The organism is Bacteroides sp. (assembly GCF_052357945.1).
GTDB lineage: Bacteria > Bacteroidota > Bacteroidia > Bacteroidales > Bacteroidaceae > Bacteroides.
Map to the genome: position 1 here is coordinate 23,444 of NZ_DAWCXD010000033.1, position 19,969 is coordinate 43,412.

The 19,969-nt window shown below is 41.9% G+C and carries 11 protein-coding genes; 4 read left to right on the top strand and 7 right to left on the bottom strand.

The window, feature by feature from the left end:
* Nucleotides 1–2: 2 nt before the first annotated feature.
* From ACT8YW_RS08945 to ACT8YW_RS08960, 4 genes are read left to right on the top strand one after another with little or no spacing between them, the layout of a single operon-like run.
* Nucleotides 3–1,775: a tetratricopeptide repeat protein gene (locus ACT8YW_RS08945; RefSeq protein ID WP_022200118.1), complete on the top strand. Its 1,773-nt coding sequence runs from the start codon at nucleotides 3–5 to the stop codon at nucleotides 1,773–1,775.
* The gene (locus ACT8YW_RS08950) at nucleotides 1,772–2,350 is read left to right on the top strand and encodes a DUF4292 domain-containing protein (RefSeq protein WP_008024136.1); all 579 of its coding nucleotides are present in this window, start codon (nucleotides 1,772–1,774) and stop codon (nucleotides 2,348–2,350) included. The genes ACT8YW_RS08945 and ACT8YW_RS08950 overlap by 4 nt, the downstream gene beginning before the upstream one ends.
* Nucleotides 2,347–3,648, top strand: a complete 1,302-nt coding sequence (locus tag ACT8YW_RS08955; RefSeq protein WP_444104670.1) for a murein hydrolase activator EnvC family protein — start codon at nucleotides 2,347–2,349, stop codon at nucleotides 3,646–3,648. Before ACT8YW_RS08950 ends, ACT8YW_RS08955 begins: the two co-directional genes overlap by 4 nt.
* Before the next feature lie 20 nt (nucleotides 3,649–3,668).
* Nucleotides 3,669–7,685 carry a hybrid sensor histidine kinase/response regulator transcription factor gene (locus ACT8YW_RS08960; RefSeq protein ID WP_444104671.1) on the top strand — a complete coding sequence of 1,339 codons (4,017 nt, stop codon included), beginning with the start codon at nucleotides 3,669–3,671 and terminating at the stop codon, nucleotides 7,683–7,685.
* 120 nt (nucleotides 7,686–7,805) lie between these two features.
* On the opposite strand, the gene ACT8YW_RS08965 is transcribed toward ACT8YW_RS08960, so the two are convergent.
* The 7 genes from ACT8YW_RS08965 to ACT8YW_RS08995 form a co-directional block, all read right to left on the bottom strand.
* The gene (locus ACT8YW_RS08965; protein WP_444104672.1) at nucleotides 7,806–9,491 is read right to left on the bottom strand and encodes an arylsulfatase; all 1,686 of its coding nucleotides are present in this window, start codon (nucleotides 9,489–9,491) and stop codon (nucleotides 7,806–7,808) included.
* 37 nt (nucleotides 9,492–9,528) lie between these two features.
* Nucleotides 9,529–10,881, bottom strand: coding sequence for a sulfatase-like hydrolase/transferase (locus ACT8YW_RS08970; RefSeq protein WP_270604180.1), 1,353 nt, complete (start codon nucleotides 10,879–10,881; stop codon nucleotides 9,529–9,531).
* Between the two features lie 240 nt (nucleotides 10,882–11,121).
* Nucleotides 11,122–12,063: a hypothetical protein gene (locus ACT8YW_RS08975; protein WP_444104673.1), complete on the bottom strand. Its 942-nt coding sequence runs from the start codon at nucleotides 12,061–12,063 to the stop codon at nucleotides 11,122–11,124.
* 34 nt (nucleotides 12,064–12,097) lie between these two features.
* Entirely contained in the window at nucleotides 12,098–13,807 is a 1,710-nt protein-coding gene (locus ACT8YW_RS08980; protein WP_087320737.1) for a RagB/SusD family nutrient uptake outer membrane protein, read from the bottom strand.
* 19 nt (nucleotides 13,808–13,826) lie between these two features.
* On the bottom strand, nucleotides 13,827–16,943 hold the full coding sequence (locus ACT8YW_RS08985; protein ID WP_087320732.1) for a SusC/RagA family TonB-linked outer membrane protein: 3,117 nt from the start codon (nucleotides 16,941–16,943) through the stop codon (nucleotides 13,827–13,829).
* 32 nt (nucleotides 16,944–16,975) lie between these two features.
* Complete coding sequence (locus tag ACT8YW_RS08990) at nucleotides 16,976–18,730, bottom strand: RagB/SusD family nutrient uptake outer membrane protein (protein WP_444104674.1); 1,755 nt, start codon at nucleotides 18,728–18,730, stop codon at nucleotides 16,976–16,978.
* Nucleotides 18,731–18,734: 4 nt separating this feature from the next.
* On the bottom strand, nucleotides 18,735–19,969 hold a 1,235-nt coding region (locus ACT8YW_RS08995), incomplete at its 5' end, for a SusC/RagA family TonB-linked outer membrane protein (RefSeq protein WP_444104675.1).

Below are 19,969 nucleotides of genomic sequence, written 5' to 3' on the forward strand. Positions count from 1 at the left end.
GAATGAAGATAAAAATAGGATGGCTGTTCGTGACGGTATTGATGCTCACTTCATGTGGGGGAATCCGGTCTGTGCGTACAGCAAAAACAACAGCGAAAGCAGATGGAGCTTCTTTGATGAAGGAAACATTGCTTTCTGCTGAACAACAGCGTAAATATGACTACTTCTTTTTAGAAGCCATGCGGATGAAAGGAAAGAATGAGTATGATGCGGCATTTGGATTACTACAGCATTGTCTGGATATCAACCCCACTGCTTCTTCTGCGCTTTATGAAATATCGCAATATTATATGTTCCTTCGCCAGGTGCCGCAAGGTCAGGTTGCTTTGGAGCAGGCAGTGGCTTTTGCGCCTGATAATTATTGGTATAGTCAGGGATTGGTCAGTTTGTACCAGCAACAAAATGAATTGGATAAGGCTGCGGCTTTGCTTGAGAAGATGGTGACCCGTTTCCCGTCGAAACAGGACCCTTTGTTCAGCCTTCTTGATATTTACAGTCGCCAGGAGAAGTATAATGATGTCATTTCTACATTGAATCGTTTAGAGAAACGTTTGGGTAAGAATGAGCAGCTGTCTATGGAGAAATTCCGGATTTATCTTCAGATGAAAGATGATAAGAAGGCATTTCAGGAAATAGAAAGTCTGGTACAGGAATATCCGATGGATATGCGTTATCAGGTGATACTGGGAGATGTATATCTTCAGAACGGGAAAAAGCAGGAAGCTTATGATGCATACCAGAAGGTACTGGCTGTAGAGCCTGATAATCCGATGGCTCTCTTCTCGATGGCTTCTTACTATGAACAGACCGGGCAGAAAGAATTGTATCAACAGCAACTGGATACGTTGTTATTGAACAAAAAGGTGACTTCTGATACTAAAATCAGTGTCATGAGACAGGTGATTGCGGAAAATGAACAGTCGTCCGCTAAAGATAGCACTCAGGTGATTGCCTTGTTTGACCGGATGATGAAGCAGGATATGGATGATCCGCAGATACCGATGCTTTATTCTCAATACCTGTTGTCGAAGAATATGGAACAAGAGGCTGTGCCGGTATTGGAGCAGGTGGTTGATCTGGATCCTACCAATAAGGCTGCCCGTCTGATGCTGGTTAGCGCGGCGGTGAAAAAGGAAGATTACAAGCAAATTATCAAGGTCTGCGAACCGGGCATTGAAGCTACTCCGGATGCGTTGGAACTTTATTATTATCTGGCTATCGCTTATCATCAGGCAGAACAGGGAGATAGTGTATTGAGTGTTTGTAATAGAGCATTGGAACATATAACTCCCGATACCAGAAAAGAAGTCATTTCAGATTTTTATTCTATCATGGGGGATATTTATCATACCAAGAAACAAATGACGGAGGCTTATGCTGCTTACGATTCGGCTTTGGTATATAATCCTTCCAATATTGGCGCATTAAATAATTATGCTTATTATCTGTCTGTGGAACGTCGTGACTTGGACAAGGCGGAGGAGATGAGTTACAAAACGGTGAAAGCCGAACCTAATAATTCGACCTATCTCGATACTTATGCATGGATTCTTTTTGAAAAGGGAAACTATGCCGAAGCCCGTATCTATATTGATAATGCAATGAAGAACGACGGCGAGAAGAGTGATGTGATTGTGGAGCATTGCGGAGATATTTATTTTATGACCGGCGATGTGGAAGGTGCGTTGAAATATTGGAAGAAGGCACTGGAAATGGGTAGCGAGTCGAAAACGTTGAAACAGAAAATAGAGAAGAAGAAATATATTGCGGAATGAAAAGAATCATTTATCTACTGTTGTTGGTGGTAGTGGTGTTGGCCGGCTGTAAGAGTTCGAAACACTTGGCAACTTCGGAAACTAAGACTTCGACAAAGGCTCCGACATCCAGTTACCTGGCTTCCAAGCTTCAGTTGACTATTCCCGGCAAGAAGGGAAGCATGTCTGTAGGGGGAACCATGAAGATGAAAACTCATGAGCGGGTACAAATCTCCTTATTGATGCCTATTCTGCGTACAGAAGTGGCACGTATAGAAGTTACTCCCGACGAAGTTTTATTGGTAGACAGGATGAATAAACGCTTTGTTCGTGCCACTAAAGCTGAATTGAAAAATGTATTGTCGAAGAATGTGGAGTTTTCCCGTTTGGAAAAGATATTGATGGATGCCTCTCTTCCTGGTGGAAAGACAGAGCTGACAGGAAAAGATATAGGAATTCCTTCATTAGAAAAGGCTAAAGTCCAACTTTATGAGTTTTCCACACAAGAGTTTTCAATGACTCCGACGGAACTGACGTCCAAATACAACCAGATTCCCTTGGAAGAATTAGTAAAAATGCTGGTAGCTTTATTATGATGAAACGTTTCTTTGTTATTCTAATCAGTTGCCTTTGGTTGGCAGTTCCTCTTTTCGCTCAATCGAACAAGTTGATTCGTGAGCTGGAAAGTAAACGCGGTGCGCTGCAAAAGCAGATTGCCGAATCGGAATCTATATTGAAGGATACAAAGAAAGATGTGGGAAGCCAGTTGAATAGTCTGGCTGTGTTGACCGGACAGATTGAAGAGCGGAAACGCTATATCATGGCTATCAACAATGATGTGGAGGCTATCCAGCGTGAGTTGGCTTCGTTGGAGCGCCAGTTGCACGGGCTGGAGAAGGATTTGAAAGATAAAAAGAAGAAATATGAAGCTTCTGTCCAGTACTTGTATAAGAATAAGTCGATAGAGGAGAAGCTCATGTTTATTTTTTCGGCAAAGAATCTGGGGCAGACTTATCGGCGTATGCGATATGTTCGTGAATATGCCACTTATCAACGTCTGCAAGGGGAAGAAATCCTAAAGAAACAGGAGCAGATACGCAAGAAGAAAGCGGAACGTCAGCAAGTGAAAGCCGCCAAAGAGAACCTGCTGCAAGAACGTGAGAGCGAAAAGGTGAAGTTGGAAGAGCAGGAAAAAGAGAAACGCACGTTAGTGACTAATCTGCAAAAGAAGCAGAAAGGATTGCAGAATGAGATAAATAAAAAACGCAGGGAAGCCAATCAGCTGAATGCCCGCATCGATAAATTAATTGCGGAAGAAATAGAGCGTGCCCGTAAGCGTGCGCAGGAAGAGGCTCGTCGTGAAGCGGCTGCCCGTAAGAAAGAGGAAAGCAAGGAGGGAAAATCCGCCGCAACGGAAACGGTCGCCAAATCGAAACCTCTTGAGGCTTATACCATGAGTAAGGCGGATCGGGAATTATCAGGTAACTTTGCCGCGAATCGCGGGAAATTGCCAATGCCTATATCCGGCGCTTATATTATCACCAGCCGTTATGGGCAATATGCCGTAGAGGGGTTGCGCAACGTGAAACTGGATAACAAGGGTATTGATATTCAGGGAAAACCGGGTGCACAGGCGCGTGCCATTTTTGATGGGAAGGTGGCGGCTGTGTTCCAATTGAACGGATTATTTAATGTCCTCATTCGTCATGGCAATTATATTTCTGTTTATTGCAATCTTTCTTCTGCATCCGTCAAAGCCGGTGATACGGTGAAGACGAAGCAATCCATCGGTCAGGTCTTTTCTGACGGTACGGATAATGGACGGACGGTATTGCACTTCCAGTTGCGTAGGGAGAAAGAAAAGTTGAATCCTGAACCTTGGCTGAACCGATAATTGAATAAAAAACACGTAGAATGAAGTTAACTAAAATACTAATATGCTTGCTGGTCTTCTGGACCGGAACACTATCCGCGTCTCCTTATTTTTCGTTCAAGAAATATCAAGTAGAAGATGGATTGTCTCATAATACCGTGTGGTGCGCCCTTCAAGATAGTTATGGCTTTATCTGGTTGGGTACCAGTGACGGACTGAACCGTTATGACGGACAAGGCAATAAAGTGTACCGAAATGTTCTCAACGACAAATTTTCATTAGAAAATAATTTCGTAGAAGCCTTGATAGAGGTGGACAAGAGTATCTGGGTCGGAACAAACTCCGGACTTTATATTTATGACTGCGATACCGATCGTTTTTCTTACTTTGATAAAACTACGCAGTATGGTGTGTATATCAGTAGTGAGATTAAAAAGATTGTAAAGACAGAAAATGGTCTTATCTGGATTGCTACTTTGGGACAGGGATTTTTTATTTATGATCCGAAAACAGAGGTGTTGACTCAAAATAGTGTTCAGACTTCTTTTGTGTGGGACCTTTGTCAGAGTGCCGATCAAAAGAGGGTGTATATCTCTTCTCTACAGGAAGGTTTGTTGTGTTTTGACGAGAATGGCAAGTTTCTCCGGGCATACGAAATCTCATTGGAAACAAATGCCTCTGATAGTTATAAGGTGAACTGTATTCAGAATATCGATGGAGAAATCTGGATTGGTGCGGGAAGTAACCTGTTGAGCCGTTTGGATGAACGAACTGAAGCTATAGACAATTACAGTGGTTCGGCGTTTAATTTCGGAGCTGTTCATTGTTTGTTGAAGTATACGGATAAAGAGCTGTTGGTAGGAACGGATAACGGGCTTTATCTGTTCGATCAAAATACAAACACATTCCAGCGGGCGGATAATCCCGCCGATCCGAGAAGTTTGAGTGACCAGACTATCAATGGAATGATGTGGGATGCCGAAGGGGCTCTTTGGGTGTTGACCAATTTGGGTGGGATTAACTATATGTCCAAGCAGACTAAACGCTTTGATTATTATTCGCCTGCCTATCTGTCCGGAGTGCCGGGAGCGGGGGAGGTCGTTGCTCCTTTCTGTGAGAATAAGGATGGGAATATCTGGATTGGAACTCAAAGCGGTTTGTATTTTTTCAATGCTGCTACTCGGGAGCTTTCTCCTTATGCAATAGGAGGAACTAAAAATCAAAAGTATGACATTCGTTCTCTAATGCTGGATGGTGACTATTTATGGATCGGTACTTATGCCGGAGGAATACGGGTTATCAATTTACGCACAGGGGCAGTGAAAGCCTATACTCATTCTCGTGGAATCCCCAATACGATTTGTAGCAACGATGTGTTGTGTATTTATAAAGGACGAAAAGGAGAAATTTATGTAGGAACGAGTTGGGGATTGTGTCGTTATGACGCTGCTCGAGATAACTTTATGACCATCACAAGTGTCGGTTCAATGGTTTCTGTTGTCGATATCTATGAGGATATGTACAATCATCTCTGGATTGCGACTTCCAATAGTGGTGTGTTTTCTTACAATACAATGAATGCTCATTGGAAACATTATCAGCATGAACGGGAAGATTCGACTACGATCACCAGTAATTCGGTCATTACTTTATTTGAAGATACGAAAGGAACCATGTGGTTTGGAACGAATGGGGGAGGACTGTGTTCTTTTGATGCTAAAGAGAAAAGATTCATTGAGTTTGACCCGCATAATACTTTATTACCTAACAAGGTTATTTATGCGATTGAGCAAGATCAGGGAGGTGATTTCTGGGTATCCAGCAATGCCGGAATCTTTAAGATTAATCCTGTTACCAAAGATCATTTCCGCCAGTTCACGATTAATGACGGCTTGCAAGGGAATCAGTTTATAGCTCGATCTTCATTGAAATCATCCGAAGGAAAATTGTATTTTGGTGGGATCAATGGCTTTAATGTATTCCAGCCGGAACAGTTTGTAGATAACAAATATATTCCTCCGGTTTATGTGACCGATATCCGGTTGTCTTATCAAACCGATGAGCAGGAGGTGAAGAAACTGCTTCAGTTGGATAAACCGCTTTATATGGCTGATAAGGTGACTTTATCTTACGAAAACAATAGTTTCTCCATTCGTTTTGTCGCTCTTAGTTTTGAAGATCCGGGGAAGAACCGGTATTCTTACATACTTCGGGGAGTGGACAAGGAATGGATTATGAATACCGATAACAATATGGCTTCTTACACCAATTTGCCTCCCGGTGAGTATTTGTTCGAAGTCAGAGGCTCTAATAATGATCGTCAGTGGAACGAGAACACTACCACTTTAAAAGTGGTGATTACCCCTCCCTGGTGGCGTAGTACCTTTGCATACTTCGTTTATGTCCTCATGCTGTTGGGATGGATCGGCTGGATGGCTTGGCGATGGAACCTCCGTGTTAAACGCAAATATAAACGGCGGATGGAAAAATACCAGACTGCCAAGGAACAGGAAGTTTATAAGTCGAAGATTAGCTTTTTCATCAATCTGGTACATGAGATACGTACTCCGCTTAGTTTGATACGGCTTCCTTTGGAGAAATTATTAGAGAAAGAGCATGAAGGAAAAGATCTCAAGTATTTGTCTGTGATAGATAAAAATGTAAATTATCTGTTGGGGATTACTAATGAATTGCTTGATTTTCAGAAAATGGAGAGTGGTACGCTGCATCTGAATTTGAAAAAGAGTGATATTAAAGAACTTGTCAGTGACGTTTATAATCAGTTTACAAGTCCTGCTGAATTAAAAGGTATTGATTTGCAACTGACTGTGCCTGAACAAGAGCTGGTGTCTACGGTGGATAGGGACAAATTAAGTAAGATTCTTGTCAATCTGATGGGAAATGCCATCAAATATGCGCATGCGCGTATTGACTTGAAGCTGCTTGTCACTGATGGGGGATATGAGATACAAGTGAACGATGATGGTCCCGGAATACCAAATGAACAGAAACAAAAGATATTTGAGGCTTTCTATCAACTGCCTGACGATAAGGTGGCCACAGCAGTAGGCACTGGCATCGGATTGGCTTTTGCGAAGTCTTTGGCAGAAGCTCATCAGGGAGATTTGCGTCTGGAAGATAATATTGGAGGTGGTTCTTCGTTTATACTGTCTCTTCCGGTCAAAGAGTGGGAGACGGAAAAAACGAGCGATATTGTAGAAATATCCCCGGAGCATGCGGATGCTTCTGAAACGATTTCTTCGGAGTATTCAGGGAAGAAGTTTACAGTTCTGTTGGTTGAGGATAATGTTGATTTGCTGAATCTGACTCGTGAGTCATTGGCAGAGTGGTTCCGTGTGTTGAGGGCTTCCAACGGTCGTGAAGCGCTTGAAGTGCTTGCGCAGGAAAACGTGGATGTAATAGTGAGTGACGTTATGATGCCGGAGATGGATGGGCTGGAACTTTGCAGCAAGGTGAAGTCTGAAATCTCTTATTCACATATTCCGGTTATTTTGTTGACGGCGAAAACCACTTTGGAGTCTAAAGTCGAAGGACTTGAATGTGGAGCGGATGTATATGTTGAGAAACCATTCTCTGTTAAACAGCTCCATATGCAGATCGAGAATCTGTTGAAGTTGAGGCAGTCTTTCCATAAATTGATGGTGAGCTTGGCAGGAGATACGGTTGCTGTTTCGACAACGGATTTTGCGATGTCTCAAAAAGACTGTGAATTTATAGCGAAGATACAGGGAGTAATAGCCGAACAGTTGGCGGATGAGAACTTCTCGATAGATACTTTGGCGGAACAGATGAATATGAGTCGTTCTAATTTCTATCGGAAGATAAAGGCTTTGTCCGGAATGTCTCCTAATGATTATTTGAAGACACTTCGTATGAATAGAGCCGCTGAACTGATTGTGAGCGGTACCCGGATTTCTGAAGTGGCAGCGCAGGTAGGATTTACTTCTTCTTCTTATTTTGCGAAATGTTTTAAAGCGCAATATGGTGTACTGCCTAAGGAGTATACAGGTCAGCCTCCGATTTCAGGTGAGGCTTGATAAAGAAGGGATAAAAGCATATAAAAAAACTCCTGTCGTGCAATATCATTGGATATTTTCCGACAGGAGTCAAATATAAAATAATTAATCGAGTACTCTTTCTAATTAATTGAGTTGGCTTTATTTCTTTTTCTGTCCCGGGTAAGGTTCTACCATGCAACGTTTAGCCCATGCTTCGTAAGCCTTTGTCATTTCAGCTACTTTTTCAGGGTATTGTGCTGCCAGATTATGCATTTCGCTCCGGTCCTCATTCAGGTTGTATAATTCCCATTTAGCGTTTTCTCCCGGACGAACCAGTTTCCAACCGTCATTAGAGAGGAATGCACGTTCATTGTAATGTTCGAATCCAAGGTAGTCATGTCCTTCACGATGTCCGGTCTTGAAGATAGGAACCAGACTCTTACCCTCCAATGGGATGATGTCATTTCCTTTGTATTGGGTAGGATAAGTGGCGCCTGCCATATCGATACAAGTAGCCATGATGTCCATCACATGTCCGATTTCGGGAGTCGTTTTGCCGACATTCTTCTTGATACCTTTTGGCCAGTGGGCAATCATCGGAGTACAGATTCCTCCTTCATAAGATTTGGCTTTCCAAAAACGGAACGGTGTGTTGGCTACGTTTGCCCAGCGTGCTCCCAGTGAAGCATAAGTTGTTTCCGGGCCAGGCAGCACTTCTTTGTTATGAGGATAAACCATTTTCTCCCCTTTACGTGTCATATCAGGACGGTCATTTTCTCCGGGAGAGTAGTTCTGACAATCTTCATTGCTGCATCCATTGTCGGAAAGGAATAAAATCAGTGTATTTTCAAGTTGTCCTGTCTTTTCCAGAGCATCGATTACTTGTCCTATTCCCTGGTCCATACGGTCGATCATGGCAGCATGAACAGCCATGGCACGAGCATCCCATTCAGCATGTGGGTTATCTTCCCATTTATCTTTGAACTGTCTATCAGACAGGAAATTATCCATGTTAGGGAATATACCAAGCTGTTTCTGACGTTCGTAACGGGCGTTACGGATAGCTTCCCAGCCTACTTTATAAGTATCCTTATATTTTTCAATATCTTCCGGCAGTGCATGTAATGGCCAGTGTGGTGCTGTGTAAGCCAGGTACATAAAGAATGGTTTATCGTCTTTGGCATACTCTTTCACTTCTTTCACTGCACGGTCTGAAAGCGCCTGTGTGATGTAATATCCGTCGGGTACTTCTTTCACGGGTACTTCACCTTCTACCAGACTGAATGGGTCAAAATAGTCTACTACTCCGTAGATAGTACCATAGTGGTTATCAAATCCGCGATTCACCGGATAATGACAAAGATCAGAATAGGTTTCGTGGTATACGTGATGTGCGAGCCATTCGCGTTGGTCTTTGCGTAGTGGAGTTTCTGCGATGTGCCATTTACCTACCATGCTGGTAGCATATCCTGATTCTTTCAATACCTCTGCGATGGTAACGGCATTGCGTGAGAGTGTCCCCCGGTATCCCGGCAGGTGGTCATCGAAGGTCATACGTCCGATTCCTGCCTGATGCTGATACAGTCCTGTTAGCAGGGAAGCACGCGTCGGACAACTACGGCTGGTGTTATAGAAATGATTGAAGCGTACTCCTTGTTTTGCCAGTTTGTCCAGATTAGGTGTGTGGATTTCACTACCGTAGCATCCCAGGTCAGAATAGCCAAGGTCATCTGCAAGAATTACCAGGATATTGGGTCTTTGATCGGACTTTTTTCCTTTGGCCTCTGCTGCAGAATGTCCAGCAACCATCAAGGCGGTTGGTAATAGTAAAAATTTAGAATTCATAAGTTTAATGTTGGTTTATAATTTGTTTTTCACTGTATTACTCTTTTCCTTTGTCTTTGTTTTCTTCAAACCATTTACATACTTTCTTGCTCAACTTGGCAACCAAATCAGGATGCTCATTTGCAATATTATTCTTTTCGAACTTATCCTTTTCCATATCATATAGTTGTGCGTCGCTTCCGTCACCGTTCACTAATAATTTCCATTTTCCGCTACGTATAGCTAAATGAGGGCTTCTGTCATAAGGGTTTCCTGGAAAGCCAAAATGTTTGTTTCGTCCGAAATCCCACATTAAATCGGTCTTGCGTTTGGCTTCCGATTTACCGAGAAGAACTTTTGAGTAGTTCTGCCCATCGCCTTTGTAACCTTTTTCTGTTTTGATTCCGGCTATAGAACACAAAGTCGGATATAAATCTACTGCGCATAATACAGACTCGTTATTTACCTGTCCGGCTTTAATTTTCTTTGGATATCTAACGATGAACGGCATACGGATTCCACCTTCATAAAGACTATTTTTAGTTCCTCTCAAATAAGCGGAACGTACAGATTTAAAGCTGGGTGCAGGACCATTGTCGCTAGTGAAAATAATGATTGTATTTTCTCCCACTCCCAACTCATCCAGGGTTTTGATGAAACGTCCGAGTTGTTTGTCCATTTCTGCAAGTACAGGAGCAAATGCTTCTTGTGTTTCCCAGCTTTTTCTTTCCTTTTGTTTGAATTCCGGTACCCAAGGGGTATGCATATCATCCGGCCATAGGTTTAGGAAGAAGGGTTCGTCTTTGTGCTTTTTTACAAACTCAATACTTTTATCTACAAAGTATTCGGTACGTCTCCAACGTTTTACACTGTCTTTATCCGACCAGATCCATTTGGTTGCAGTGATTGTTGGATCCGGATCCGGGCTTTCGTAGGTTGATATGTATTCGTCAAAACCGTAATTTTTAATAGAAGGAGCATTGTGCACGTCACGTCCGCCTCCCATGTGCCATTTTCCGATGTGTCCTGTTGAGTAACCTGCATTTTGGAAGGCACGCGCCATGGAAGGCAACTTATCATCCAGGAAATTACGTTGTTCGCATCTCTTATTAGCAGCTTTGTCATTCAGGAAAGTGTTGATTCCTACTTCAAGAGGAAAGAGACCTGTGGTTAATCCACAGCGGGATGGAGAGCTAACCGGCGCAGAAGAGTAATATTGGTTGAATAATAGTCCGTCCTGTGCTAACTTGTCAATATTAGGAGTAGGAACGAATTTACCTCCATAACAACCTATATCACCGATACCCATATCATCGATATAGATAATTACTACATTAGGTTTTGTTTCTGCTTGTGTGTTAGCAATGGGGAGTAGGGCTCCCAGCCAGGGTAAATGTTTTTTCAGATTCATAATTATTGTGATTTAATTAACTTCAGTTTTTCATGATGACTTTTCGCAAAAGTAGGGAAGATATCAGAGAAGGAAGGAAAAATACTAATCAATAAAGGAAAAAAAATGGTAGAATGATAGATTTCTTCTTTCTTCTATTGGGAAAACAGGAATAGAGAAGCTCGTAGAAACCGAGAACTTCTCTATTCTTCTAATTATTCTATGATACGATCATTGGAGAAAGTATCTTGAATGGGAGCTTTACTTCGCCACGGTTTTAGTCAGTAATTGTACCCATGAGTATTTAGTGTTTTCTACCCAATTATCCGGTGAGACTTCGATAGTACCAGTTTTTGCTGTTATTTTTTGTATGCAAATCAATCCTTTCTTTCCATTGGCAGTTTTGAACAGGTAAACTTTATCTGCCTGAATAGCTAAGACTTCGGAGGTTGGATCTGCCAGACGTTCTATTGGAGTTGCATCTACTTGGGAGATTGCATTAAATTCTGCTTGTGATAAAGAGGTTTCAGCAAATAATGTGTGTTGCAAACCGCTAATTGTCATCAAACCATAATTACTTCTTTTAGCAGGTGAAACAAGAGCTGGTACAGCTTCGCTTCCTGAAGGCAAGATAATATCTCCGAGTGAGAAATCGACTTCGTTTGTATATTTCATGGCATCAGCAGCCATATAGGTGCGTCCAAGAAGCCATGTTGCATAATAACAACCATAATAAGCTGAAGCTGTCTCTACTATTTCTCCATCTTTTCCGTAATCTGGATCGGAGAATAAAACAGAAGGAGTAATCTCTACCAATAAGTTACGTTGGTACGTATGGCCGTCGGTACCTAGAACGACTACTGTAATACAGGCATTTTCTTTTAAAGAAGTAAACTTGTAAGTTGTCTCATAATTAGCGGTTCCGTCTTCAAATGACTGGGCAGTTTCTTCTATCAGACTTCCCTGCATTCCGGTTTTGGAGTCTGCCTGATAAATTTCAAAACTCATGATCTCTCCCTGAACTTTAACAGTTGCTGTGTATTCTGCAACTCCTTTCTCTAATGATACTCTATTGTTCTGATCGACACCTGTAAATTCAATTTTGACAGGTGCTTCATAATCAACTTCATATTTATCTGCACAACCGAATAATCCAAATAAACTGATTGACAGAATTAATGCAATTATACTATTTGTTTTCATGACTTTATTTTTTTAAGTAAACATTCTATTTAGATTAGTATCCTGGATTCTGGTAGATATTCGGGCAGTTATTAACTTCATCCTGTGGTATTGGAGCCAAGTTCATGCGCTCGTTATAGTTTCGTGTATCTAAAGTTACCCGTTGATATTCACCGTTAATTTTCTTTATTCCGACAGCCGGTAACCTCATTACATCTTTTGCTATCAGCCATCTTCTTATATCAAAGAATCGATGATCTTCAAAACAAAGTTCTACACGGCGTTCTTTGCGTATGCGTTCCCGAAGGGTTGCCTGATTATAATTTGCGGCCAGTAAGTCTGTCGTGATACCGGCACGACGACGTATCCTGTTAAGCTGGGCTATTGCTTTTTCTCTGGCTGTATTCGTATCTTCAGCTTCATTCTCGGCTTCTGCATAATCGAGCAGGATTTCTGCATATCTCATCATTGGAAAGTCCATGTAAGTGGTGCCACCTTTTCGATGATCGATACGGTCATCCAGGAACTTTGTCAGGAAGTATCCACTTCCCCATCTATATGATTTTGACAGGTCTATTGTAGCTGGCTTACCGTTGACTAAAGGCCAGGTAGCACCATCACATAGAATACTCTGCGCCAAACGAGGATCCCTGTTAGCATAAGGAGAATTTACATTGTAACCGGAGTTCGGGTTGATGATGGCTTTCGTATTTGATTCATAACCGAGAATGGGCTGTGAGCCGTCGAGCATATCATAACAGTCTACCAGCCATTGGTTCGGGCAAGTCAGTAGTTCTTTATTTACATTCCAGGGGTCAAAGGCAGGCATCATTGCGTAAAGGTCATTTGCCGGTGCGCGAAGGAATCCCATAATAACCTCGCCGTTGGCACGGGTATTAAATAATCGTGTGTAACTTTTTTCCGGAGTGGTCGGATCTTCATATAAACGATAAAAATCTCCGCCATCAGAATATTCAATCATGTCATAGGCAGCATCAGCCGCTTCCTTCCAGGTCACTCCGGACGTATTGTGTAGAGGGCTTGCTGCATAAAGTAGTGTGCGTGCCAGATAGCCTAGGGCTGCTCCCCGTGTAGCTCTTCCGTAGTCTGCCGCATCGTATTTGTCGGGTAATACTCCCGGTTCTGCAAGTTCTTTGAATTCATTGGCAATCCAACGGACGGTGGTCTCTAACGATTCACGTTTGATTTCATCATAAAGTAACGGATCGAGTTCTTTGTCTCCGATTACTAATGCTCCGTAGAAACGAAACAGTTCGTGGTGATACAATGCACGCAGAAAGCGTACTTGGTTTTTCAAGGAAATCTTCTCTGCATCCTCCAAAGGTGAACGGTCTACGTTGTTTAGGAATGTGTTTGCAGAACGAATGGCCTTATAATAGAATGTCCATGGATGGTCATCGCCAATCAAACCTTTGGAAGCATCGATTCCCCCCTTGATAAATTTCTCGAGTGCGGGAATCACTGCACCTCCGGCACGGGTTGTATTTCCAGCTCCATCGTCTGTTGCATTGTCAAGCATACAAGGTGAACTACCCATGTTTGCCAAAAAACCAAAGCTACCATGGCGGTCTCTTCCCATGCGCATACGTGCATACAAGTCGTATACAACTTTACGGGTCAATGTAATGTCCGAATAAACTTTCTCTGTATCCGTAAGATCCAGTTCGGTTTCTTTCATCAGGCTATCTGCACTACAACTGGCAAGCAGGACAGCCGTTACAAAGGATATAAATAGTTTTCTCATAAATTATTCATTTCAAACATTAGAAATTCAGGTTGATACCAAAATTTATTACTTTTTGTTGTGGATAGAATTGTCCATTACTATTGTTCGATGATTCAGGGTCTACCTTCTTTACGTTGTCCCATGTAAAGAGATTGTAGGCATTCGCATATACTCTAAGTGAACGTACTCCGAATTTTTTCAATAGTTTGCGAGGTATAGTGTAACCTAACTGAATGTTTTTCAGACGCAAGTATTTGGAGTCTTTCAACCAATAGTCAGATTTATAATAATTAGGATGAGCGGCAGTGGCTGCCTTAGTGAAACGTGGGTACGTTGCTGTTGCTGCTGTTTCCGGTGTCCATCTTCCGATGTGCTCTTCGTAATAATTACCCCAGAAATTATCCCATGCAATATCCTGTTGCAGATAGATGGATGAACGGGCAGCTCCCTGAAGCAATATACTAAAATCAATTCCTTTCCAGTTCAAACCGGCAGCAAGAGAGAAAGTCATTTCGGGTACCGGATTGTAGCCGATAGGAGCTTGGTCGTTAGAATCGATCACTCCATCATGATTTAAATCTTTATATTTAATATCTCCAGGTCGGCTTACTTGTCCGAACTGAACGGGAGAACTTGCTATGTCTTCATAAGAACTGAAGAATCCGTCGGAAATATAGCCGATAAACTGTCCGATAGGATTGCCGGTTTGTGACATATAGGAATAGGGTTTCACTGATTCACTTTTTTCGACAATCTCATTGTGGGCATATCCGTAAATCCCTTTTACAGAATATCCAAAATCTCCTTTTTGATCTTGATATCCAATTTCCAGATCATATCCCTGATTTGTTACGATACCATAGTTTATGGGAGCCAGTCCGTTTGAGCCGGCTGCTTGAGAATATCTTTCCGGCTCACATAAGATGTTACTACGACGTTCTTTAAAAAAGTCAATACTGGCAGATATTTTGTCTTTCAGCCATTTTGTCTCAAGTCCTAAGTTGTATTTCCGTGCCACTTCCCATGTGATATTTTCATTGGCACTTTTTCCTTGAATCAGACCTTTAATCGCAGGATTATGTGTCTCTCCAAAAGTGTAACCTAATCCTTCATCATATCCTGAACGATAATAGTAAGAGAAACCTCCCAGCTTGTCATTACCAACTTCACCATAAGAGAAGCGTAGTTTAGTAAAACTTAAGATTGGATTTTCTTTAAAGAAAGGTTCATTAGTCAGTACCCATCCTACTGATGCTGCAGGGAAGAGTTGATAACGGTGGCCTTCCGCAAAACGGTTTGAACCGTTATAACCTGCGTTAACCTCGAGTAGATAGCGATTTTCATAATCATAGTTCACACGTCCTACTAAAGCCTGATAGATATGAGGCACGTAAGAATAGCGTCCGCCGGGAGTGGAGGTGTAACTCATATTATAAAGTACTAGTCCGGATACGTTATGCCCGGAGAAGGATTGTTTATAGCGAACGGCTGCTTCAATATACTTACGATGTGTAGCTGCTGTTTTGTTGGTGGCCTTTGTTGGTAACACCATTTCAAGACCTTGTTTATAGGTTTCGTTTACAGGATTATATTGATAGATGTTAGGGCGCTGCTGTATGCTGCGGTTATTGCTCCAGCCGGCATCGTAAGAGAACTTTCCGTCTATACTTAATCCTTTTAACAGCTTTCTTAGGTTATATTTAAAAGCAAAATCAGTCTCAAGCTTATTGTTGAAATTAAGAAAAAAACCTGAATAGCATAATGTTACGAGCGGGTTCTGTCTCCATATGCCGTCGGCAGCGGCATAGGTACCATTCGCATTCAAGATGGGGAATGCTTGTGGAGAATTACGGTAGAACATACCAAATAAGCGTAGTGCTTCTTGTCCGTCAGAATCATAACCATAGGGGCGGTTCTGGCTTCCGAAACGATAAGCTAGATTCACAGATACCTTGAAATCTTCAGTCAGGTTGATATCGATATTCGAACGGGTGGTGAGTCTGCTGTACTTATATTCTGAATCATAGCCTTCTTTGTATAAGCCTTTTGCTACATCGGGCGAGGCTGCTAAAAGGGCTTGTATTGTTTCGTGTTCTTTTATTTTGTCTACGTCAGTTTCAAACATACCAGTCTGCGTGAAGTATCCCACAGAGATAAAGTAGCGCACAGTTTTGTTTCCACCGGATAGGTTGACGTTGTATTTCTGCTGGAAACCATTCTTCGTAAACATATCCACGAAATCATTGTCTGGGTGTGTAAACGGGCTTTTCTGGGTACGATAGAGATAGTTATCATACTCTGACAGGAAAAGACCGCGAGTATTACCGGTATCGGAGGGGTCAAAACCGTCATTGATAGCACCTTCACGCATGAATCTTGAAACATATTCTGCATTTAGGGTCTGGGATATGCGATTAAAGGAGGTAACACCGAATTCAGATGAGAAAGAAATTTGAGTTTCTCCTTCACGACCTCTCCGGGTAGTTACCAATATTACACCATTTGCTCCTCGTACACCGTATACCGCCGTTGCAGAAGCGTCCTTTAATACGGAAATGGTTTCAATATCATCAGGGTCGATTTGTGCCATAGGCCGTTCTACTCCGTCAATCAGCACCAAAGGACTAGAATCGTTTAATGAAGCGCGCCCACGAATAAACATTGTAGCCTGATCACCACCGGGACGTCCGCTTTCTTGTCGGGTTACCAGTCCCGGGATGCGACCGCCTAAAGCATTTGTAACACTCGATACAGGCATACTTTTCAAGTCTTGCGTCCCGACATTAGAAATAGAACCGGTCAGGGAAACCTTTTTCTGTGTTCCATATCCCACAACAACGACTTCATCCAATTGTGCAACATCTTCTTCCAAAGTGACATTGATGAAAGGATGATTCTTTTTTATGGCAATAGATTGTTCTATAAAGCCGATCATTGAAATAAGAAGTGTCTGCTCTGCTTCGTTGGACAATGTAAGAGTAAATTTGCCATCTAAACCAGTCACTATTCCATTATTAGTCCCTTTCTGAAGGACAGTAGCACCAATCATCTCCATTCCTTGGGCATCTTTGACAATTCCGCTAACTTTGGTTTGTGCACAGACATGCCAGATGGAGCTGGTGAAACATATAAATAATATTATTATCTTTTTCATGTTTTCTATCTATTAAATAGGTTTGATACCCGTTACCAACCCGGATTTTGTTGAATGGAAGGGCTTTCCTTGATTACTTTCAGAGGAATGGGATGATAATACATGTAATCCTTAAAATTGCGTGCTTCATCTACTGTAAAGCGAGTATAATGAAGTCCGGAAACATTTTCCTCTATTTTCATTCCGACAATAGGTTCTCTAAGTTGATTGCCATCCATCCAACGTCGCAGATCGAAGTAACGATGTTCTTCAAAACAGAGTTCGATACGACGTTCTTGCTTCACTTTTTCCATGAAGTTGTCATCTGTCACCCCATTAAGAAATTTATCATCTATTCCGAATCCGGCTCTGGAACGTATTTTCTGTACGGCTTCTATTGCTGTCAAACCATAGCCTTCTGGATCCGCATTCATGCCGTAAGCTTGGTGCATGGCTTCTGCGTAGGAAAGTAGGATATCAGATAAGCGAATCATTGGGAATAAGTGGAAAACAGTACCTACATTAGCCTGTCCGAAGTTCAGGGTTTTGTCCAGGAACTTAGCCAAATAATATCCCGTATTGGTCGAACGGTTTTTCACTTGGTTGAGTCCGTCTATAGTAGTGTTGTCACTAATTCGCGTATAGATGGTATTTTTCCCATAAGCCGAACCGTCATATCCGATAATTGCTGCCAGACGCGGGTCTCTGTTAGTATACATGTTTGTGCCGTCAGAAGAATGGGTATATTCGCTTCCATCTTTCATAGTAAAAGCATCGATCAATTGCTGTGAAGGTACTGTACCTCCTCCCAGATCTTTTGAAATAGTAGGGGGATAATGCCTGTTTTCCAGAGCATTGTCCTTGGCAGCTGTGTAGAATAAGATATATTCCGGATTAGGGTTAGCATGGATAAAGATCTTGTCGTACGTTTTAGCAGTAGTAAGAGCTATCAGGCTATATTTCTTATTTCCATTCGGATTGACAGTTCCATCTGCATTCAGGTTAATTACGTCTGAACAAGCTTTGGCGGCAAGCTTCCAACGTTCTGTTACATCCGAGCCATCGGTATATCCTAATAGTGGGTCATTATTATCTGTTCTGTTATAGAGTGGGCTTGCGGCATAAAGTAATGTCTTGGCTTTAATGGCAAGTGCCATCCCTTTAGTCATACGGCCATAAGAACCATTTCCACCTTCCGGATCAACTTTCAACACAGCGGCAGCACTTTCACACAACTGTACGATGTGACTGACACAGTCCTTGAAAGAGTCTCTTGCTTTTGTCTGCAGTTCAGGATCGTCGACTTCATAAATACGATCGACAATGGGAAAACCTCCATAGTGTCTTAACAGGTTAAACTCAAATAAGGCCTGTAAACATTCGGTTTCCGCACAATAAGTATCCTTGAATGCCTGGATATCTTCTTCTGTCTTATTTTGTAACACCAAGTCGGCTTCACGCAAATACTTACGGGCAAAAATGGCTTGTTGAATTCCCTTGTATGACTTATTCCAACATTCTTCAATCGGATTTGAAGAAGTGATATATCCGCGAGACAACTTATGGATATCCGAATCTATGATTGTACTTATTCCATCGTTGGTGGCTGCATCTAAAAAAGCATTTCCTACGTGATTGAAGCCTTCAGGGATATAGGCATAAACCTGATTGATTGGTTTCAGATAATTCTGTTCATTCGTAAAAATATCATCAGGTTGTGCCCAGTCATAGGGCATGTCATCCAGATAATCACAACCGGAAAATGTCAGTGTTGCGCTTATTGCTAAATAAATTATCGATTTTTTCATGCTATCAGAATTTTAAGGAACAACCTATACTCATATTTCTCGTCAAAGGAGCTGCCAGTGAAGGTGCTTCCGGGTCAACCCATTTATATTTTGTCCAGGTAATCAGATTCGTTCCGCTAAGGAAAAGTCTCAATCCCTTAAGATGGATTTTCTGTATCATTTTTGCAGGAAAGTCATAAGAAACTTCCAATGTCTTCAATCTTAAGAAATCAGCGTCTTCTACATTTAATGTACTTATTTGCCTGTTATTAAGATTGGCATTGTCCAGTGTCGTTAAGCGCGGGAATGCTGCATTTTGGTGCTCGGGTGTCCAGTAGTCAAGTTGATGCTCGAATATGGTTCCATTGTCTGTAAAAGGATTCATTACGATATCCGAATATTGATGAGAGACTTTTGCTGCTCCCTGAAACAATGCGGTGATCGAAAATCCTTTGTAGCCGACTCCCAGATTAATGCCATACATGATTTTGGGAATATCTCCATATCCGATGGGTACCATATCGTTTACATCGATCTGTCCGTCTTTGTTTATATCTTCATAACGTACATCGCCTGGTTGGACATCAGAGAATGTTTGTACAGGAGAGGCTGCTATTTCTTCCCATGAGTTAAAAAAGCCTTTGGCGATATATCCCCGGTTTTCTCCCAAAGGACGTCCCTGATTTTTCAACCATTCGTATGGCTGATCTACTTCACCATTTGCAATCAGTTCATTCGTGGAATAAGAGAAGGTTCCCCCTATGAAATAGCTCCAATCTGCGATAGTTGAATTCCACATGGCAGATAAGTCTACTCCATGGCTATTGATCTTGCCTATATTCTGCTTAAACTCTTTTACATTACCGACAAGAGAACTGATTTTATTATTAACTACATACATATCATGACGGTTGTCTTTGAAAAATTCAGCTGTAACAGATAGACGGTCTGAAAATAGCCTGGTATCTATTCCGATGTTCAGAATTCTTGCTTTCTCCCAAGTCAGTCCGGGATTTGGAAGTATATCCTGAATATATCCTCCAAGCTTTGTTCCCATGTTTACCCCTGTGATATAGACATCGTTTTGCGGCCACATACGTCCTCTGTAATAAAAGGCATCTACACCCGATGAGTTGCCGACTTGTCCATAAGATGCTTTTAGTTTCAAGTAGGGCACTAATTTTTTGGCATCTTTCCAAAAAGACTCGTTAGAAACAGTCCATCCGGCAGATACTGTAGGGAAGAAACCGAATTTGTGTC

Excerpts from the sequence above, each read along its gene's own strand:
- ACT8YW_RS08965 (WP_444104672.1), bottom strand. The coding sequence starts at position 9,491 with ATGAATTCTAAATTTTTACTATTACCAACCGCCTTGATGGTTGCTGGA.
- ACT8YW_RS08950 (WP_008024136.1), top strand. The coding sequence starts at position 1,772 with ATGAAAAGAATCATTTATCTACTGTTGTTGGTGGTAGTGGTGTTGGCC.
- ACT8YW_RS08990 (WP_444104674.1), bottom strand. The coding sequence starts at position 18,730 with ATGAAAAAATCGATAATTTATTTAGCAATAAGCGCAACACTGACATTT.
- ACT8YW_RS08975 (WP_444104673.1), bottom strand. The coding sequence starts at position 12,063 with ATGAAAACAAATAGTATAATTGCATTAATTCTGTCAATCAGTTTATTT.
- ACT8YW_RS08955 (WP_444104670.1), top strand. The coding sequence starts at position 2,347 with ATGATGAAACGTTTCTTTGTTATTCTAATCAGTTGCCTTTGGTTGGCA.
- ACT8YW_RS08980 (WP_087320737.1), bottom strand. The coding sequence starts at position 13,807 with ATGAGAAAACTATTTATATCCTTTGTAACGGCTGTCCTGCTTGCCAGT.
- ACT8YW_RS08960 (WP_444104671.1), top strand. The coding sequence starts at position 3,669 with ATGAAGTTAACTAAAATACTAATATGCTTGCTGGTCTTCTGGACCGGA.
- ACT8YW_RS08970 (WP_270604180.1), bottom strand. The coding sequence starts at position 10,881 with ATGAATCTGAAAAAACATTTACCCTGGCTGGGAGCCCTACTCCCCATT.
- ACT8YW_RS08945 (WP_022200118.1), top strand. The coding sequence starts at position 3 with ATGAAGATAAAAATAGGATGGCTGTTCGTGACGGTATTGATGCTCACT.
- ACT8YW_RS08985 (WP_087320732.1), bottom strand. The coding sequence starts at position 16,943 with ATGAAAAAGATAATAATATTATTTATATGTTTCACCAGCTCCATCTGG.